Annotated in this window: 11 protein-coding genes and 2 pseudogenes; 3 read left to right on the top strand and 10 right to left on the bottom strand. The window is 67.1% G+C overall.

The genetic code is table 11. From position 1 onward, the window contains the following. The first annotated feature begins 37 nt into the window (after window positions 1-37). Window positions 38-2,221, top strand: coding sequence for a serine/threonine protein kinase (locus AC061S_RS03740; RefSeq protein WP_478684366.1), 2,184 nt, complete (start codon window positions 38-40; stop codon window positions 2,219-2,221). Window positions 2,222-2,807: 586 nt separating this feature from the next. On the opposite strand, the gene AC061S_RS03745 is transcribed toward AC061S_RS03740, so the two are convergent. Further along, window positions 2,808-4,082 (bottom strand): IS701 family transposase, encoded by a 1,275-nt coding sequence (locus AC061S_RS03745; protein WP_478684548.1) that lies wholly within the window; start codon window positions 4,080-4,082, stop codon window positions 2,808-2,810. A gap of 168 nt (window positions 4,083-4,250) precedes the next feature. Here AC061S_RS03745 and AC061S_RS03750 point away from each other — a divergent pair, with 168 nt between their 5' ends. Further along, on the top strand, window positions 4,251-4,655 hold the full coding sequence (locus AC061S_RS03750) for a type II toxin-antitoxin system PemK/MazF family toxin (protein ID WP_351408166.1): 405 nt from the start codon (window positions 4,251-4,253) through the stop codon (window positions 4,653-4,655). Between the two features lie 892 nt (window positions 4,656-5,547). On the opposite strand, the gene AC061S_RS03755 is transcribed toward AC061S_RS03750, so the two are convergent. The 6 genes from AC061S_RS03755 to AC061S_RS03780 all read right to left on the bottom strand — a co-directional run bounded on the left by AC061S_RS03755 (window position 5,548) and on the right by AC061S_RS03780 (window position 14,930). Beyond that, window positions 5,548-9,768, bottom strand: coding sequence for a golvesin C-terminal-like domain-containing protein (locus tag AC061S_RS03755; protein ID WP_478684367.1), 4,221 nt, complete (start codon window positions 9,766-9,768; stop codon window positions 5,548-5,550). 316 nt (window positions 9,769-10,084) lie between these two features. Then, window positions 10,085-11,350 (bottom strand): ABC transporter permease, encoded by a 1,266-nt coding sequence (locus AC061S_RS03760; protein ID WP_478684368.1) that lies wholly within the window; start codon window positions 11,348-11,350, stop codon window positions 10,085-10,087. Continuing rightward, window positions 11,347-12,054, bottom strand: coding sequence for an ABC transporter ATP-binding protein (locus AC061S_RS03765; protein WP_478684369.1), 708 nt, complete (start codon window positions 12,052-12,054; stop codon window positions 11,347-11,349). Before AC061S_RS03765 ends, AC061S_RS03760 begins: the two co-directional genes overlap by 4 nt. Beyond that, window positions 12,051-13,274 (bottom strand): peptidoglycan-binding protein, encoded by a 1,224-nt coding sequence (locus tag AC061S_RS03770; protein ID WP_478684370.1) that lies wholly within the window; start codon window positions 13,272-13,274, stop codon window positions 12,051-12,053. The genes AC061S_RS03765 and AC061S_RS03770 overlap by 4 nt, the downstream gene beginning before the upstream one ends. A gap of 126 nt (window positions 13,275-13,400) precedes the next feature. Further along, window positions 13,401-14,114: a hypothetical protein gene (locus tag AC061S_RS03775; RefSeq protein WP_478684371.1), complete on the bottom strand. Its 714-nt coding sequence runs from the start codon at window positions 14,112-14,114 to the stop codon at window positions 13,401-13,403. A 342-nt stretch (window positions 14,115-14,456) separates the two neighbouring features. Then, a complete protein-coding gene (locus AC061S_RS03780) occupies window positions 14,457-14,930 on the bottom strand; it encodes a hypothetical protein (protein WP_478684372.1) in 474 nt (157 codons plus the stop codon). A gap of 731 nt (window positions 14,931-15,661) precedes the next feature. On the opposite strand from AC061S_RS03780, the gene AC061S_RS03785 reads away from it, so the two are divergent. Further along, window positions 15,662-16,138, top strand: a complete 477-nt coding sequence (locus AC061S_RS03785; RefSeq protein WP_478684373.1) for a hypothetical protein — start codon at window positions 15,662-15,664, stop codon at window positions 16,136-16,138. On the opposite strand, the gene AC061S_RS03790 is transcribed toward AC061S_RS03785, so the two are convergent. The 3 genes and pseudogenes from AC061S_RS03790 to AC061S_RS03800 form a co-directional block, all read right to left on the bottom strand. Continuing rightward, window positions 16,135-16,419 carry a DUF6183 family protein gene (locus tag AC061S_RS03790; RefSeq protein ID WP_478684549.1) on the bottom strand — a complete coding sequence of 95 codons (285 nt, stop codon included), beginning with the start codon at window positions 16,417-16,419 and terminating at the stop codon, window positions 16,135-16,137. The two genes, AC061S_RS03785 and AC061S_RS03790, sit on opposite strands and share 4 nt — an antisense overlap. Continuing rightward, window positions 16,353-17,069: pseudogene (locus AC061S_RS03795) on the bottom strand (DUF6183 family protein); the annotation flags it as partial. The gene AC061S_RS03790 and the pseudogene AC061S_RS03795, both read right to left, overlap by 67 nt. Window positions 17,070-17,186: 117 nt before the next feature. Next, a pseudogene (locus AC061S_RS03800) lies at window positions 17,187-18,019 on the bottom strand (CHAT domain-containing protein). Window positions 18,020-18,038 lie beyond the last annotated feature (19 nt).

Here is an 18,038-nt window from a genome sequence, read left to right on the forward strand (position 1 = left end):
CAGGTACGCCCGTCCGCCCCGAAGGAGTCCGCCGGTCATGTCCACGCTCCTGCCCCTGCTGCCCCACGATCCCGAACGGCTCGGGGAGTACACCCTCCTCGGCCGGCTGGGCGGCGGCGGCATGGGGACCGTCTTCCTGGCCCGCACCGCCGGTGGCCGCCTCGCCGCGGTCAAGACCATCCGGTCCGACCTGCGCGACCAGCCCGGCTACCGCCAGCGGCTGACGCTGGAGGCGGAGGCCGCGCGGGCCCTGGGAGCGGAGCACACCGCCGCCTTCCTCGGCGCCGACCCCGACACGGCGCGGCCCTGGCTGGCCACGGCGTACCTGATCGGGCCCTCGCTGACCGAGGCGGTGGCGGCCGGGGGGCCGCTGCCCGAACCGGTCGTCCGCGGACTCGGCTCCGCGCTCGCCGCCGCTCTCGCCGCCCTGCACCGTGCCGGGCTCGTCCACCGGGACGTCAAGCCGTCGAACGTACTGGTCACCGCGCAGGGCCCGCGCCTCATCGACTTCGGGCTCGCCCAGGCCCCGGGCAGCCCCCGTCTCACGGAGGCCGGGGGCCTCGCGGGCACACCGGCGTACATGTCACCGGAGCAGGCGCGCGGGGGACCGCCCGGCCCGGAAGGCGACGTGTTCGCCCTCGCGGCGGTCCTGGTGTTCGCCTCGACAGGTCACGGACCCTACGACGCCCGCGGCCGGCAGAGCACCCTCGAACTGCTGCGGGACGGCGCCGACCCCGACCTGACGGGCCTACCTGACGGGCTGCGCGAGACGCTCACCGCCTGCCTGTCGCCGGGGCCGGGCGACCGGCCCGCCCCCGGCCGACTGCGCGACGAGTGGGGGCCGTTCGACGCCGGGGAGTTCGCCGAGCTGCTGCCGCAGACGCTCCTCGCCGACCTGTCCCGCCGGATCGGGGACGTCGCCACCGTCGCCACCGCCCCGCTGCGCGCCCCCGCCCCGCGCCGCGGGCTCTCCCGCCGCACCCTGATCGCGGGCACGGCGGCCGCCGCGCTGACCGCTGTGGGCGGCGCCGCGGCGCTCTGGGCCACCGGGAACCTGCCCGGCTCGGGCCCTGGTTCGGGGTCCGGCTCCGGCTCCGGCTCGGGGAACCGTACGGCGTCGCCCGGCCCCGGCCGGAGCTCCCGCCCGCCCTGCACCGCTCCGGCCCCGCTGTGGTCGGTTCCGTCCCCGTTCTCCGCCTCCCCGGCCGTCGCGTCCGACGAGGTCCTGATCCACACGAGCGACGTTCTGCGCGGCATTTCGACCGCCGACGGCCGGATCGTGTGGGAGACACAGACCGCCAAGGTCGACGTGGCCGTGGCGGGCGACAAGCTCGTCGGCGTCGTCTTCGACGACGACGGCAACGCGAGCGCGGGATACCTGGACCCGCGCACCGGCCACCTCGCCGCCGACGCGGCCAACCCGGCCGTCCTGGGCGATCTCACCCAGACCACGCAGCTCCTGGCCGCGGACGCCGACTGCCTGTACCTCAAGGCGTACTTCAGATCCGGCGACCGGCAACAGCAGGAGCAGGCGTGGCTGCTCTCCTACGAGTTGGACGCCCGGAAGCTGCGCTGGCGCACACGCATCGAGGGCGCCGTCCTGGACTCGCTCGGCTCCCTCATGATGTCGTCGGTCATCTCCGGCGGCCGGCTGATCTGCTCGGATCCCGCACGCGTCTTCGCCGTCGACCTGAGCGACGGCCGCGTCCTGTGGGCCTGCCGGGTCCGCACCGACCAGGAGGCGGCGTCACCGGACCGGTCGGGAGGCATCAACCGCCCGGTCGCCTCGGACCGCCACGTCTTCGACTTCGAGGAACGGATCACGGCGGTGGACCTGATGACGGGCGCCGTGGCCTGGAAGCTGGAGCCGGAGGGCCCGAAGCTGCTGAGCGCGCCCGTCTGCGTGAACGGCACCGTGTACGTCGCGGACGGGGCGCTCCAGGCGTTCGACGAGTCGACCGGGAAGAAGGTGTGGACACACGACCCGGGCGCGTACGTCTCCATGCTGGCGGCGCCCGCCCCGTTCCGCGGGGAGCTCTACGCGGCGGTCGGCGGCGCAGGTCAGGCGGTCGTCGCGGTCGACGTCGCCGCCCGCCGCGTCGCGTGGACGCTCTCCGCGGGCGCCGTGAACATGCCCGACGGCCCGACCATGATCGTCCAGCGCGGCAACCGGCTCTACCCCCAGACCGTCGACCGCCTCGCGGCCGTACCGCTCGATTGACACCCGTCGCGCCCCCGGCCGGCTGCGGCCGGGATCGGACGCGGAAACCGGCGTGCACGACCCGCGTACGGTCCCCCACGCGGCTCCGCACGACGGCCAGCGGCAGCTCGCGCCGCGCTGGCGCGGGACCGGCCCGCCGCCCAGCTCGTTGGCGCTGCGGCGACCCTGCACAAGAAGGCCGACGGCCTGTCGTACCGTCCGAGCAGCCCTGCGGGCACGGCCGTCAGGGCGAAGCGGCAGCAGGGCAGGGCATCCATCCGGGGCACGTGGTGTGCGGTCACCCCGCAGCCATTCGGCCGCCCGCTCGTGCCGGCCCAGGACCGGCCGGTTCGGACGAGAACGCCATGGCCGTCCCGTAGGCCTGGGCGTACCTCTGGTCCGGCACCCTCGCGTAGGAGCGTTCCACAATCGCCTCGGGGAACTCAGCAGAGTTCGTCCGGTTGCCAGTCTCCATGCGGAGACTGCGCCACCGGGGCCGAAAAGCATGAGAATGAGCGGGAACATTCCTGAGTCCTCTGCGGTGAAATTCCAGATCAAAATCACCGACAAGGAGAGGTGTGCGGCCGCCCAGACCCGTCGTGCCGTTCTACGCTCCTGCGGGAACAGCGGCTGCACCGCAAGCGCGACCGACACGAATGCGATCCAGAGGTAGATCACCATCGGGCCGAGCAGCAACGACAGGACGAGCAGGAAGACCGATCCGACAGCCAGGGTGGGCGGCATCGTGGACGGGTCGGACAACGAGTGTGATGAACAGGCGCTGGATCTCGTTGCAGGTGAGCGGAATGAGGGCATCGGGTGCGGGGCGGGTGTGCTCGTCTGCGCGTACGACGGCGAGGAAGGCGTGCGCGAGCATGGCGAGGGTGACCCAGCGGGACCAGGAGGCATAGCGGCGGACCTGGTGCTCGTCGAGTGCGGCCAGGCCCTTGCCCGACTGGAAGAACTCCTCCACCCGCCATCTTGATCCAGCGACTCTGACCAGCACGGTCAGCGGCACGGGTGCGGGCGAGTAGCAGCGGTAGTAGGCGAATTTCCCGGTGCTGCGGTTACGGCGGATCAGCAGCTGACGACTCCCGGGTCGGGGGTCGGCGAGGTCGATGACTGCCCAGTCGTAGAAACGGTGGCCCTTGGCCCCGGCCCCTGCGGAGAGCTTCTGCCAGGCCCGCTTGGGCACCTTCTTGGCCAGGGTGTCCGCACGGAACCTCCCCGCCCCGGTGGTGACTTCGTGCGAGCAGGCCACCGCGAGGACGTAGCCGGTGCCGCGTTCCTCCAGTGCGGTTCGCAGCCTGGGGTTGCCGCCGTAGACCTCGTCGCCGGCGACCCATGCGGCCTGGTGGCCGGCGTCCAGGAACCGGGCAACCATACGAGTGGCCAGTTCCGGCTTGGTGGCGAAGGCGGTGTCCTGGTCGAGTCCGGCATCCCGGCAGCGGTCAGGGTCGGAGGTCCATGAACGCGGGACGTACAGTTCCCGGTCCACTGCCGCGTGCCCGCGCCGGCCGGCGTAGACCAGGTAGACGGCGACCTGGGCATTTTCGATCCTGCCCGCGGTGCCGGTGTACTGGCGCTGGACGCCGACCGTGCCGGTGCCCTTCTTCACGTCCCCGGTCTCGTCGACCACCAGTACCGCCTGGTCGTCGTGCAGGTGGTCCACCACGTAGTCACACACATCGTCGCGGACCCGGTCGGCGTCCCGCTTGGCCCGCCCCAGCAGATGCTGCATGCCGTCCGGGGTCCTCTCCCCGGCCCATTCGGCGATGGTCCAGCAGTTCTTGCGCGGCAGGTCCGACAGCAGTCCGAGCACCAACTTCCGGACCCGGAAACGGGGTTCGACCCGTGTGAACCGTTCCGCTATCCGGCTCATCAAGCCCTCGAACGCCGCCTGCCAGCGGGCAGGGTCTACGCTGTGACCTGCGGCCACCGCACGATCGTTTGTCTTCACACACCGATGATCAACGGGTGGCCGCACCCGTCTCCACAGCGCGTCGGGGTCGCGCAGCGTCCGCCGGCCGTTCCTGTGTCAGGAGGACATGTGCAACGTGGCGAAGTCTGGTGGGTGGAGTTCGACGAGCGGCGGCCGGTCGTGCTGCTGTCGGGAGACGACGCGTCCGGGATCCGGGTGATGCAGGTCGTCGCTCGGGCGGGTGTCGACATCACCGGTCTGGGCGTCGAAGTGGCAGTAGGCGCCGTGGAGGGACTGCCCTTTGAAGGCGTGCTGCGGTTCGCGTTGCCGCGTCCGGGCTTTACCCCTTGCACGTGGCTGACCACCGTGTCCCGGGACGACCTGATCGAGCGGGCGGGCGTTCTGTCCTCCGCGAAACTCAGCGAGATTGAGAACGCCCTCCGTCTCGGTGAGCAGGCGAAGGAGTGGACCCCGGCGACGACCGCGAAGCTCAGCGAGATAAGGAACGCCCTCCGTCTCGGTGGACTCGGGTAGACGGAGAAGGAAACGGACACCCGCGACGGCGTGGTCGGTCTCGTCCAGGTGATCGACCCTGCCAGCTGCCTCCTCGGCGCCCCTCACGATCGAGATCACGAACTACGGCTGGAGTACTAGCTGCGGCCAAACGGGTTGGCCCACAGAGGGAAGTCGTCGTTCGGGTCGGGTGCCCGGCTGAACCGTTCGAAGTCGCCCCTGTTCACGGGTGACGCCGAGTTGCTTGCCTTTCCGTCCACGCCCATCGCGGAACCGTTGTGATGCAGGTACTGATCCGGCATGTGGCTGTAGCGCAGGATCGGTCGATTGTTCCCCTGGATGCTCCCGTCCGCACATGCTTTGAAGTTCAGCTCCTGCCAGATCGGAGGCGCCTGAGTGAAGATGGAGCCCGTGGCCGGGCTCGCGAGACCGCCCCCGCGTGTAGCTCAGATCCGGAATCGCGATGCCGTAGTCGTCCCGGAGGGCACTGAACAAGTCCATAACGCATTTGGGCTTGTGCGTGTTGCCGAGGTGGTGCTCCACGCCCACCGGCTCGACCGGGTCGTACCCGCCGCCGTGCGGGTGGTCGGCGAACTCATCGCCGCGGCCTGATATTTCGATCCCGGGTCGGAGTCTTTACCTGGCCCTGCGCCACCCTTTAGGGGGTGTTTTCGGCGATGAAAAGCATGGCCGTGGTGAGCACGACTGCGAGCAGTAGGCCACCTGATACCAGGAGACAGCCAGTTCGCTGCTCCTTCGGTCTGAAATATGCGATGGCAACGCATGCAGCCAGCGCGGCGAAGGCGAGGATCAGAGGAACAACGAGAACGCCCAGTGCCATTGGATTCACCTCCGAGAGATCTGTGAGGGGTGCGCCTAACGGCGCACCCCTCACAGTCATGTGTCGCCTAGATTAAGGAGTGTACGTCTCCGTGAAGTACGCTGCGGGCTCGTCGCAGTGGACCACCCGGTTCGGTGTCACACCGGTGGGGTCACCGACGATGGGGAATGGAATTCCTACGTTCCACGGGTTGCCGCCATTTCCACGAACAGCGGTATCACATTTTCCGTACGCGTTGCCCTTGTCGCTGTTCAAGCCGGGGATGTTGGAGAAGTTCCCCCAGTCGCCGACCTGGACACGCGAGTTGGACGGGCGGCCGAGGTTGTCGGTCATCTTTCCGTCGACGTAGACGTAGAGGTCAGGCATGTAGCTCTGGTAGACGATCCCGTTGGCCGGGTTGGCGTCGCCGTTGCCGCCTCCCAGGTGCGTAGGCTTGACGCTGCCGTCGGTGCAGAAGGCCACGGCTATGTCCTGCCAGATCGGCGGGGCGTTGCCGATGGTGCTTCCGAAGGTGTTGTAGTCGTCTCCGTCATACAGTCCTTCATTCTTGAAGAACATGCTGTAGATGTCGCCAGCCCAGCGCCTCACGCCCGCGTGTGTTTGGGAATTGTTGTTGACCTTGTCCAGCCATGCCTTGACGTTCGTGTCGACGGACTTGTTGGCGACCATGGCTCGGTAGCCATGGACTCCGCCGCCGACGAAGCGGGCGTCGACGCACTTGCCGTCGGTGCTGACTCGGCCGCCGCGGAGGTGGGGCTTGTAGGCCAGTCCGGGTACGTCGCCGTGGCCGAGCGGGTCGACCTGACGATCGTCGCCCCAGTGCAGGGCGTCGCTGCCGTGGTAGGAGACGTCGGGCAGGGGGATTCCGTAGTCTGCTTCGATGGCCTTCATGATCTTGACGACGAATCCGGGCAGGTGCGCGTTGCCGACCAGGACGTCACCGTCGACGTACTGCGTGTCCGGAATGATCGAGCCCGCGTCGTCCACGAGGTAGCTCGCCGTGATGTCAGTCTTGATCTTGTAGGAGTTGTCGCTCTGGTACGCCTCTGCTGCGGTCTTCCCGGGGTCGGGGCGGTTGTTGGACATGCCCATCCATTGCGGAATGGACATCGCGGGCACTCCGCCGTCCGCGCGGGGTGTGAAGCCGCCGGCGACCACGTCCTGGTGCCAGGCTTTGGCTGCGTCGAAGGTGTTCTGGCCGGTGCAGACGTCGACGCTCGGGAACTGGCCTGCCTGTGCGCACCTCGGGAAGTGCTGGATCCCTATGTCCGAGAGGTTGTTGTCCTCCCAGTTCGGTTCCTGGTCACCACTGCGGGAGAGGCCCCAGTCATAGAGGGTCTTCATCGTTCGCAGCGGGGTCTTGATGGTGCTGGGGATGTTGCCGTTGAGATTCTGGTTCCTGTCGAAGATCGAGGCTGCCGTGAGGCTCCGCTCGACGTACTGCGCGTTGATCGGGACGATTGCGATGGCATCGAACGCGATGTCCTCGTCACCTGTTCCGTCAGGAGTGGTCGAGGCGAGTTTGACGGTGGGTACGTTGTCGAAGAGGAAGGCTCCGATGCTGACCCAGCGGTTGGTGCTTCCCTTCTGTGCGACCGTCCGGGTACGTACGCCCTTCGCCGTGGTCACTTCGTACTTGGCGTTCAAGGTGTGTGCGCCGTGGTCGGGCAGGTGCACCATGACCTTGGCCGCGCTGCTGAGCTTGCTGCCGAGTGTCCAGGTGCCGGTGACCTTCATCCGCTGGCCTTGGGCGTCGTCCTTGCGGGTGTGGGCGAACCAGAAGTTTCCGCCGTAGCCGGCGCCCAGTTGTTGGAAGTCGATCTTCGCGCTGGGTGTGGCGAAGTCGAGGTCGAAGCTGCCGCTGTTGGCCTTGGGCTGGGAGCAGTTCGGCCGGTGGATCGGTGTGCCGTCCGGGACGTCGTCGATCACCATGGCGTTGGCCGGCAGGCCTGCGGTGGTGCAGTTGGGCGGGTAGGCGGTTCCGTCGGCTTCTTCCTTGTAGGTGTCGTTGAACCGCATGAGCTCGTTGCCGCACTCGGCCTTGGTGCAGTCCTTCCAGGTGACCGGCTGGTTCCACCAGCACTTGAGGTCCTCGCGGTTGCAGGCGCCGAGGCCCGGGTCGTTCTTGTCGTCCGGGCCGATCTTGCTCGGGTCACAGTTGTTGGCCGAGGTGCAGAACAGGCCTTCGGCCGGCTTGGCGGAGCTGCGCAGGGCGTTGTTGGTCCACCAGGCGGCGCGGAAGCCCGAGACCATCTTGCCGGGGGACTCCAACCCTTCGAGGGGGCGTGCGGCCCAGCCGATGACCTTTTCCTGGTAGGGCCAGTCCTGGGGGTGGGCGGCTTGGGAGTAGTCGTCGGCGCCGGAGGGACCTTCGAGGAACGGGGTGCGGTTGGCCTTCCAGAGCGGGTTGGCCGGGTTGTTGGTGAAGCCCACTCCCCACAGTCCGCCGTTGCTGCCGGCCGCGGCCTTGGGGTAGTAGCCGGAGTTGTAGGCCCAGAGGGCGAAGAACCAGTTCTCGATCCACTTGGGGTCGCCGTTGTTGACGGTCAGCCCATCATGGTTGGTGGTGTTCCACTTGTCGGCCAGCACTCGCTGGCCCGCGGCGATGTTCGCGGTGTAGTCGAGCGCCGCTGCTTCCTGCTGCAGGGTGGTGAGGGTGGCGACCTCGCCGTCCTTTTCCTTTCCGTGCATGCGCATGCCGTCGGTTATCTGGGTGACGCCGTAGCCGCAGTCGGCTTCGGCCCAGTTGATGCCCCAGGGATCGGTCTGCTGACCGTTCGAGGCGTACTTGATTCCGTAGTAGTTGCCGATGAGCGGGTTTCCTGTGACGCCGGGTACCACGACGCGGGAGGCCTGCCACATGTTGGATTCCTGGGCAGTGATGCCCAGGAGGACCTGTACGGGGATCCGGCCCCCGCCGTTGAGGCCGAGACGGGGGAAGAGGGTCTGCGGCTGGTACGCGGGCATTCCCAGGTTCTTCCAGTTCGCCGGCCGGGAGACGTTCTTGTCCAGGGTCCCGTTGACGATCTGGTCGGCTGCCCACTCCACCTGGCGGGGCTTGGGCTGCATGGCCTGCTTCGCCGGGTCGTTGCGTGCCACGGCGCAATAGCGCTCGTCCTCCGCGACCCGCTCGGACATCGGCGCCGCGAGCGAGGACCTCTGCGTTGCCGCAGAGCCCAGGGCGGGTGAGACAGCCGTGCCCTCGGCGGCCGTGTCGACGGGTGCCGCAGGCGTCACCGTGAACTCGGCGTCCTTGCCCGTGGCCAGAACCTTGAGGCTGATCTTCCTGGTCGTGGCCGAAAGGTCGTCCTGCTTGCGCGGGTCTCCCTCACCTGTCGATGCCACCTTAGTCACCAGCGCCTTGGCGCCGGTGGTGACCTGGGAGTCCTTGGGGACGTCGGGGCGGCGCTGGACCGTCTTGGGCAGCCGATCCGCTGCCTGGGTCTCACCCGTGATGACGACCGTACCGTCGGCGCTGCCGGTCACGTCCATCTTTGCCAGGATGCCGCGTGCGAGGACCGCAGGCTTCGTCCGGTCGGCGTTGCCACGGCTGATGTCCGCCGCGGTGAGGCGCTTGACTTCGCCCTTGTCCTTGGATCCGGCCGGTCGGTCCATGTAGACCAGGCCGCCCTCGGCGTCGCTCTTGAGACCGAAGGGCACCTGGTCGGTACGAGCGAGCGGAGTACGCCGCCCCTGCGCGTCGATCCGGGTCACGCGGGCGGAGTCCGCCGCAACGATGTCGTTGCCGACGGGAATGGCGGAGGTGATCTGACCGGCCAGCTCGGTGGTCCGGCTGACCTTGCCCGCCGCCGCGTCCACGGTCAGCAGCCGGGTCTGGTTCTTGGTGTCCCCGCCGGCCTGCGTCAGGATCGCACTCTCACCGGTGCCGCAGCCCGGGCTGAAGTAGGCGAGCGACGCCTGTCGATCCAGCTTGGTGACCGCTCCCGAATCCAGGTCCACCACCGCGGTGAAGGCGCCCCGCGCCATGAGCTCGGGCTTGTTCGTGAACGTGCGCGGCGCGTACGCGACCACGGCCCGCTTGCCCGAACCTGTGACACAGGCATTACCGATCCACATGTCGGCATCGAAGCCGGGCTCGGCAAGCGTCGCTGCTGTGCGCCAGCCGTAGCCGGCCTTCTGGTCGGCCACCAGAACATGGAAACCGGCGGCATCACCGCTGGTGGTCCAGGCCCGGTCGGTCGAGGCTTTCCAGCCCTTTCCCAAGACCTTCGCCCGGTCGGCGGCCGGGACCTGGGACGGGTCCGTTGCGGCTGCGGCTGCATCCAGCTGCACCGGATCGGCCCACGCCTGGTTCTGAACAAGGCCGCATATGAGCGCGGTACTCACAAGCGCTGCGGCTGATGCGCGACGCCTTCCTACGCGTAGTTTCAAGAGATTTCCTTGATCAGTAGATGGAGAAAATTGCAGCACAAAGCCCCACTGATGCTGGGCACGCACGCTGAATGTGGCGACCTATCAGACATACACTTTGTGAGTGCAAATTGGACCGGTGATTGCACCCTGCCCATGGGCAGGACATTGGTTTGGGCATGCCGGAATAGGGCCGTACCTCTGGAATCGGCTCGACACTGCGGTCCGGTATCCGGCCTCAGCGGCGCAGGGCCTCCGCCGGAGGAATCCGGGCGGCTCGCCAGGCGGGGTAGAGGCCTGCCAGGAGTCCGGTAGCGATGCCGAGAACGGGCGCCATCGCCAGGGTCGCGGGGTCGAGTACGGGCGTCCACCTACGAGCGGCGGATACACCGACAACGACGGCGGTTCCGATGGACGTGCCGATCAGGCCCCCGATCAGGCCCAAGGCGGTGGACTCCGCGAGGAACTGCCACGTTATGTGGCGGCCACGGGCGCCGAGGGCGCGGCGCAGGCCGATCTCGCCCGTCCGTTCCATGACGGCGACCAGTGTGGTGTTCGCAATTCCTACCGCCCCGATGACCAAACACACACCGGCAAGGATGAGAAAGAGGGAACTCAGATCCCCTCCGACACCTGACCTCAGGGTCCTGGGGTCAGGCGGAGCAAGGGCTTTGAAGTACTCGGGGTGGTCGGGGCGCAGCGCGAGCGCTGCAACGCCGGCGACTTGGCCGGCGGCACCGAGTCGGGTGGATACGAGCATGGTGGCGCGCTCGTCGGTGGGTGGGCCCCAGATTCGTTCGGCGGTGGCCCGTGGAACGATGACTGACATCAGCAGGTCGGGTTTGCGGTCGACGTCTTGCAGGATGCCGATGACGGTGAAGGGCGTGCTGCCTATGAAGATCGCCGGACTGTTGCAAACGTCGGTGATGCCCAGCCGCGTGGCGATGGCCGAGCCGATGACAGCCACTTGCTGGCGTTCCTTCTCGTGGAAGGTGTCGAAGGTCCGGCCCTGGCGCATGTGCGGACCTGCCGCCTGGAGGGCTCCCGGGGAGGCCGCGGTGACCTGCGGCCGCTCACCGTTGTCCCCATTGGCCCCTCTTGCGAGCGACGTGGTGATGCTCTGTTCCTTGTGCAGACGTACGTTCCAGAAGACGCCGGCTGCGGTGACCCCGTTCAGCGCGCCGACACGTTCGTCGGCGTCTGGGGAAAAGGCCAGGGGGACGAGAGCAGAGTCCTTGCCACCCGTGTCCTGGATGGTGACTTCGGTGGCAGTGAGCTGGCTGAACCGGCCGTCGATCTGTGACGCGGCAGTTCCGGTGAGTCCTAGCACGGCTATGAACGCGCCCACGCCCAGGACGGTTCCAAGAGCGGTGAGGGCGGACCGAGCAGGCCGTTGCAATACCCCCGCGAGGGCTTCGGACAGCAGATCGCGTGACGAAAGCCCCGAGGTGCGGCCGATCGACGCCTTGCCGACGGCGGCACGGTTGCGCCTTCTTCCGGTCATGCGGACACACCCCTGGAGTCGGGGTCGGTAAGTCGGCCGTCGCGGATCGAGATGGTTCGCCCGCCTCGTGCTGCCACCTGTGGGTCATGCGTGATGGCCACGATCGTCGCCCCGTCGGCGTGCAGTTCGTCGAGGAGTTCCAGTACTGACTCGGCTGTCGCGGTGTCCAGGTTTCCCGTGGGCTCGTCACACAGAAGCAACGAAGGTTCGGTGACCAGTGCACGCGCGATGGCCACCCGCTGGCGCTCTCCGCCGGAGAGTCGGGTCGGCAGGGCATCCAAGCGGTGGGAAAGGCCCACACGGACCAGCGCGGCCTCGGCTCGGGTGCGCCGCTGGGAGCGGGGAATCCGCTGATAGATCATGGCGAGTTCTACGTTCTCACGGGCGCTTCGGTGTGACAGCAGGTGGAAAGCCTGAAAAACGAATCCGATGCGGGATCCACGCAGAGTCGTCCGTTGCTTGTCTCTGATGCTGGTGGTATCGATGCCGTCTAGAAGATAGGTACCGGAAGTAGGGGTGTCGAGTAGGCCGGCGATGTTGAGAAAGGTTGACTTTCCCGATCCGGAGGGGCCCACGATGGTGACGTATTCACCACGCTGCACGGTCAGGTCGCAGGGAAGAAGAGCAGGGACTGACGGAGGCCCGGGATAGGTAAGTGCGGCCGAGCGGAACTCGATCACGGGCGCCGTGTGGATTCCGGTCACGGCTTGCCATCAGCGGGAGCGGGTCCCTGACCTACGCCGAGGACAACTCGGTCGCCGGGTACGAGACTGCCGGACACGGGGATGACTTCGACTGCGCCGTCCCCGGTCATCCCGGTGCGAATCTCCACACGGGTCTGCTTCCCCTCTTCGGTCAGGACATCGAGGGTGGTGCGGCCGTCTGCTCGCGATGAGACTGCTGCTGCCGGTACAGCCAGAACTTCTCCGTCGGAGGAGGCGGCACTGATGGTGAGGCGAACGTCCTGGCCCGCGAAGTCGCCTGACAGCGGCTTGTCGGGAGTGATCTTCACCTGATACTGCGGTACTCCCGTGGCTGGTGCGGCATCTTTGCCCGCAGGTGTGGGGGCTGGCCCAACCGATGCCACCTTGCCCACTGCCCGTTCTCCGGTCCGGTCAGAAAAGATTTCAACTTTCTGTCCGGGACGCACCATTTCCTTCTGATAGTTCTCCAGCGTCCCATCGACGGCCAGTGCTCCAGCAGTGACCGTCATCAGCCGCTCGGTTGCCGTGGAGCCCACGACGGCCTCGACCGACTCGACCCGGACAGGGCTCTCCGATACGAACACTACTTCTGACGCCGACAGCATCACCGTGGGCTGCGTGCCTGTCCTGGCACCAGAGGGGATGCTCTTGTCTTGCGGCTCACCTGGCTTGTCACCATCGGCCTTACCCGCATCAGCTTTCATTCCAGCTGAGGACGGTGCGGCGTAACCGGCAGCGGTGTAGAGGGATTTCAATGCCTGCTGGGTGCCGGACCCGAAGGTCCCCGAAGCATCCGCGCCGCGGCGGTAGCCGAGCTGGGCAAGTCCCTTCTGCAGCTGCACCACATCTTGCCCTACTGCCCCCGCCGTCAGATTCCGGTAGGCCGGCAAGGACCCGTGCAGAGCCAGCACCGGTCGTCCAGCGACTTCCGCGAGCACTGTTCCAGGCTTCACGATGTCACCCGGCTTTACCTTCACCTTGGTTACCACTGGCCGAATGGTGTCAGCGCCGCTCAGCCCGGCCGACATGACGTCGACCTTCTGTGACGCGACCACCTTTCCACGGGTGACCAACGACGCCGACAGCACTCTCTCTTCCACCGGCGCGGTCAGTATGTCGGCGGGGGGCGGGGCCTTCTCCGCCGCGACCTGAGCCGGAGACTTGAGCAGGGCGGCCGCTCCTGCCCCGGCCCCGGTCAGGATCACCGTACCGACGATCACACCGCCCAGGATCCGTCGCCTACGAACCAGGCCACCACGCGGAGGAGTGACCCGCTTGTGTCCCGGCCCCCCTTCATTCGTTGATGCGTCCGTCATGACCGGCTCTTCCACCATGGTCTCGCGCCCCTACTTCTCGCCCGAAAGCACAGCAGCGACAGTTTTGATCGAGGCGTCGAGGTCCTTGCGAGCCTTGTCCAGCATCTCGGCGTTCTCCTCAAGGGAAGCCGTCTGCAACTCGACCTCGGCCTCCCACCAGATCTTGGCCACATGAGTGCGGTCCCGGCAGGTGATATCCGCCGTGGCTGTCGCTATCTCCAAGGCGGTCACGTCCCGGCCGACAAACCGCTGGTCGTCACTCGCATCCAGCGGCTGCCTGTAGTTGTAGCCCTGCTCCTTCATGCACGACGACCAGGCCTGGAACGCAGCGGCTACCTCCTTGACCTCCTTGGACCGGATAAATGCCTCGTTCCCCAGCCTCTGCGCTTCGTCGCCGTACGTGGAGGGCCCTCCGCCGATCCTCTTGCGCGCTTCTCCCATGCACACGGTGAGCGCCTTGCCGTCGGGACCCTCGGGTGACGTCCCGTCGACGGCACTCTTGTTCACCGCGGCGTCATAGGCCGCTTCCTCAGCCTCATCGGCCTTGTATCCACGCCTCTGGGCCAGCTCGCTGTCGTGAATTCCGTAGCGCCAGTCGGTCAGCGTTTTAGGTCCGGCCTTCGGGAGCTCAGGCGCTGGATACCACTGGGGGAAGCCGGCCCGCTTCATACAGTCACCGATAAGCATGGCCTTCGCCTTGGTCAGCTGGCTCCGTTCGGCATCCGACGGCAGGTATGCCTCCATGGGCAAGGTCCACGTCGCGGGATCCGTCTCACTGAATGCTCGGCTGGGCACCGCGCGAAGCGACGGGGAAGATCCGGTCGCCGAGCTGGATGACGGCGAGCAGCCGGCAAGGACAGCAGCGGCCAGAGCGACCGGGAGGACCGTAGCCGATCGGGTCCGGGAAAAAGTCAAGGAGCGCATAGCGTTGCACCGTCCTGGAGATTCAAGGAACGCAAAATTCAGAGCAGACACGTTTCAAGAACCACCGAAATCCCCCCGCAGCTAGTGAGGGCGGCAGGGACTTCAGAGGCTCTTGATAAACGGCGATTTCCGTTTAACTCAACCTAATCTAGACCCTGTTCACTAGCGCCAGCGGAACGACGCATTGTTGTTCTTTGTGTTGGTGAGATTGCGCCCCCACGCGATGTCATCCATGGCACCCTTGTAGCCACTGTTGTAGAAGACGTCGGCTATGAGGGTGGGATGCCGATTCTCGGCCGAGGCGGCATTGTTCTTCAGCCCCAGACCCGATCCGGGGGCGGGCGCACTCGCGCCTACCACGCAGAATTTGAGCGGCTGCGCGCTGGTGCCGTAGTACCGCTCATCGCCGAAATTCCAGACGCTCCACCCCATATTGCGGTATGAGCCCATGAAGTTCGAGTTGTAGTACAGAGCGAACTTGTAGGTCGAGTAGCCGGGCTCCTTGCAGGCTTCTGGACTCCAGTGGTGGTCGTAGGCGGTGTTACCCGACTCCGCGTGGGCCATCGGAGCGGATATCAGGGTTGCTGCGGCAGCAGCCGCCCCAGCCGTGAGGAAAAGAGACTTCGTGAAACCCATGGTCATGTGCCCTTCAGGGCGCATCATTGAGCGAGTAGATCGGTCTAGGTGGGCAGGGAAGAGTGCGTACTGCGACTCAGAACAACCGTCGGCAAACCCACTGACGCCGCATCAGCAGCGCGGTTCGCCTACTCCGATTTCCCATGCACCCAACCGCGCTCCGTCTTTCTGAATGCGCAGTCTTAGCGAGTCGCCTGCTTCGATTGGACGGGCAATTGGGCCCTCCTGGCGACCTGATCATTAGAACATCATGAAGATCGGACAATTCGGGAATTTGCGCACCCATCGAACAGTCACGTTTTTGCAACGTTGCGCATGTTACGAGTAATTGACAGGTTCACAATCATACGAGTTTCGCCAAATGCCAGCAGTTGCAGACGAGTTGGCAACCACATTGCCGATGACGCCTCGTTAGGGAATTCCCCGTTTGCACGACCCAACCCCTGTGTCTGATTTGGTGTTAGAAAAGGTAGCGTGCCCCAACTGGTCCCGGTGTTGCCGTCGGCGCTCGCATCACCGACTTCTCCGGTTGGCGCCGGCCCTCAGGTCTACGCCGGAGCACTCGACGAGTTCCGCTGACGATGACTCTGTCCTTGGAGTGGCTCGGGCATGGTCTGCCGTGAGCGCGGTGCATGCGCCAGTCGTCCTGGTGCGTCGAAGGGGCCGGCGCTGCCCTGGGAGCCGGTTCAGGGAGACGGGGCCAGGGCTCGGGGAGAGAGCCATCGACCAGGATGAGCGCCCTGGGCGCGGGGTACGACGAGACAGCCGCCCGGTACGTGGCCCTCGTACACGGTGGCTTCGCCCTGGTCGATCCGGAACACTGCGACGGACAGCCCCTCCAGCCCCGCAGCGGGGGCAACCGGTCCCGGGGCGGCTCCGGGCGCGAATCCGATCGCTCCCGCAGCGCCACGAGCGCGTCCCCGATCAGCGCGTCACCACAGGCCTTGTCCCTGTCCCGGTCGGCCCGCTCGATGAGGACCGTGCGCGCACCGGCACGAGCCGCGCTCCAGGCGGCCGCAGCCCCCGCCGACCACCAGCACGTCGGTGTACTCCGCGACGACCCGACCGCACCGCGACACCATTACCCGTTCCGGGCCGACGCCGGAACCTTCGAGCAGACGCTGGTCCGGTTGCCGGCTGTCCGCAACCCCTGGCTGCGCGAGATCCTCGAGAACCTCATGCACCACAGGCGCACCGGCCTCTTCTAGTCGGTGTCCGTGGCCGCCAGGACGGCGAGGCGGAGGCCGTCCGGTGAGAGGGCCGCGATGCCGTAGTCGTCGCCGTCGTTATGGAAGAACGTGGCGTCGGTCTGGAAGTGGAACCAGGTGTACTGCTCGGCGAGGCGTTCCACCTCCCCCGCGCTCGTGTGGAACGGGAGGCCGCACAGGCCTGCCAGTGAGCGCCATGCCTGGAGAGCCGGCCCCAGGCCCCGTACCTGCCGGAGGTGCCGAAGCCCCCCATGGCAGCGGTGGCGAAGAGCAGGGACCAGATGTCGCCCACGGGGCGGGCGGCTATCTCGTAGCGGCCCGCGGGTCCGAGGTCCGCGACGCACTCCATCGGCAGGGTGGGGAGCAGGGCGGGCACCTGGGCGGGAGTGATGGGCTGGTCCGCCCGGAAGACCCAGGCCTCGGCGTAGCCCCAGTTGTCTTCGGCGGCTGTGACGATGAGGTCGTGCTCGTCCACCGTCACGGCGTTGCGCAGCGGTGATGCCCCGGTCGGCCGGGGGGTCGGCGGATCCAGACGGCCGTGCCCGGGCAGGCCACTCTTCACGCCGCTGGACGAGCCGTTCACGGAATGGCGCGTGAAGTCGGGTTCGGTCTCCAGAGCGCGGCGGCGGTCGGGGAGCCAGTCCAGGGGAAACAGCCGGCCGGGGCGCAGGGCCGGGAACTCGTCCGGGTCCACCCCGCGCAACAGCAACTCGTGGAACAGGCAGGTTCGCAGTTCGCGGAGCCAGTGGACCTCGGGGAGGTCGGCGAAGACCGTCCGTGCGAGCACCGCGGCCGACTGGTGCTGGGCGAGCATCGTCGCCATGAGCGTTGACCAGCAGCGCTTGGCGCTCTGGACGGTGACGAAGGCCATCTTGTTCGATGTTTCCGGGGAGGCCGTCGTCCCCCATGGGTTTGGTCGGAGTCTCAACATCTTTCGGCAGCCTCACCGCGACGTCCGTGTCTGGATCGCCGCCTACTCCCGTGGCTCTGTGGTTCAGGTGTGGCCGCCCACAGGTTCGGAGCTCGACTGGCCTCCGAAGGGCGAGGGTCAGGCACCGGCGTGCAGGTACGCCGCCCACAGGAACGGAACCTTTGTCCTGTTGAGCCGGCCGGGCAGATCATGGCCGTCCCGTAGGCCGCGCAGGACCTGGTGGAGAGCCCATGCCGCCCGGCTGGTGTCCATCCCGCCTTCCTCGACCCTCAGGTTGGTGTTGAAGGCGTCGGCCAGGGTGACGGCCGTCTGATCGTCGATCTCCCACAGGGTGCCGATGACATGGGGAAACCGGCGAGCTGGAAGGCCGAGGTCATGTGGATGGCCTCGTCGAGGAGTCGCTCGTTGTCGACCGTTGCGGTGCGGCAAGCCGACAGGTAAGCTAGTCCGCCCCCTTCGAGGTGGGCAGGGGCAAGGCTGGCGACGGTGAGCGGATCACTGGCGTGATCGTGGAGCAGCAAGTGGCTTCGGGAGGGATCGGTCGGGTGGCTGGTCCCGTGGCAGGCGAAGTGGACTATCGGGCTCGTGGGCAGGTGCTCCAGGACAGCAGCCTTGGTCGGAGTGCCGTGCGAGAACGGTGCGGGCGCGCCTGACGGTTCGGGCTCGCACAGGACGACGGCACGGGGCAGGTGGCGCCGCAGCATCTCAGCTTCCGCATGGACATGATTGAGGCGGCCGTGGCCGGGCGTGGTCGGCATGGCAACGACGAGGCCCCGGTCGGTGACGTTCCGGCGTGCGCCGTGCTTGCGTGCGCAGCCCAGGGCCCGGACCGTGGGGGTGTAGGAAGAGACGACGCGATCCATGACCGTACGGCGGTACGGTGCGTCGGACGGGTCGGTGTCGTAACCAGCCGCGTGCAGGGGCAACAGCCCCAGCAGTCCCAGAGCCACTCCAGGATCCGGACCATAC

Source organism: Streptomyces sp. CA189, from assembly GCF_056428985.1.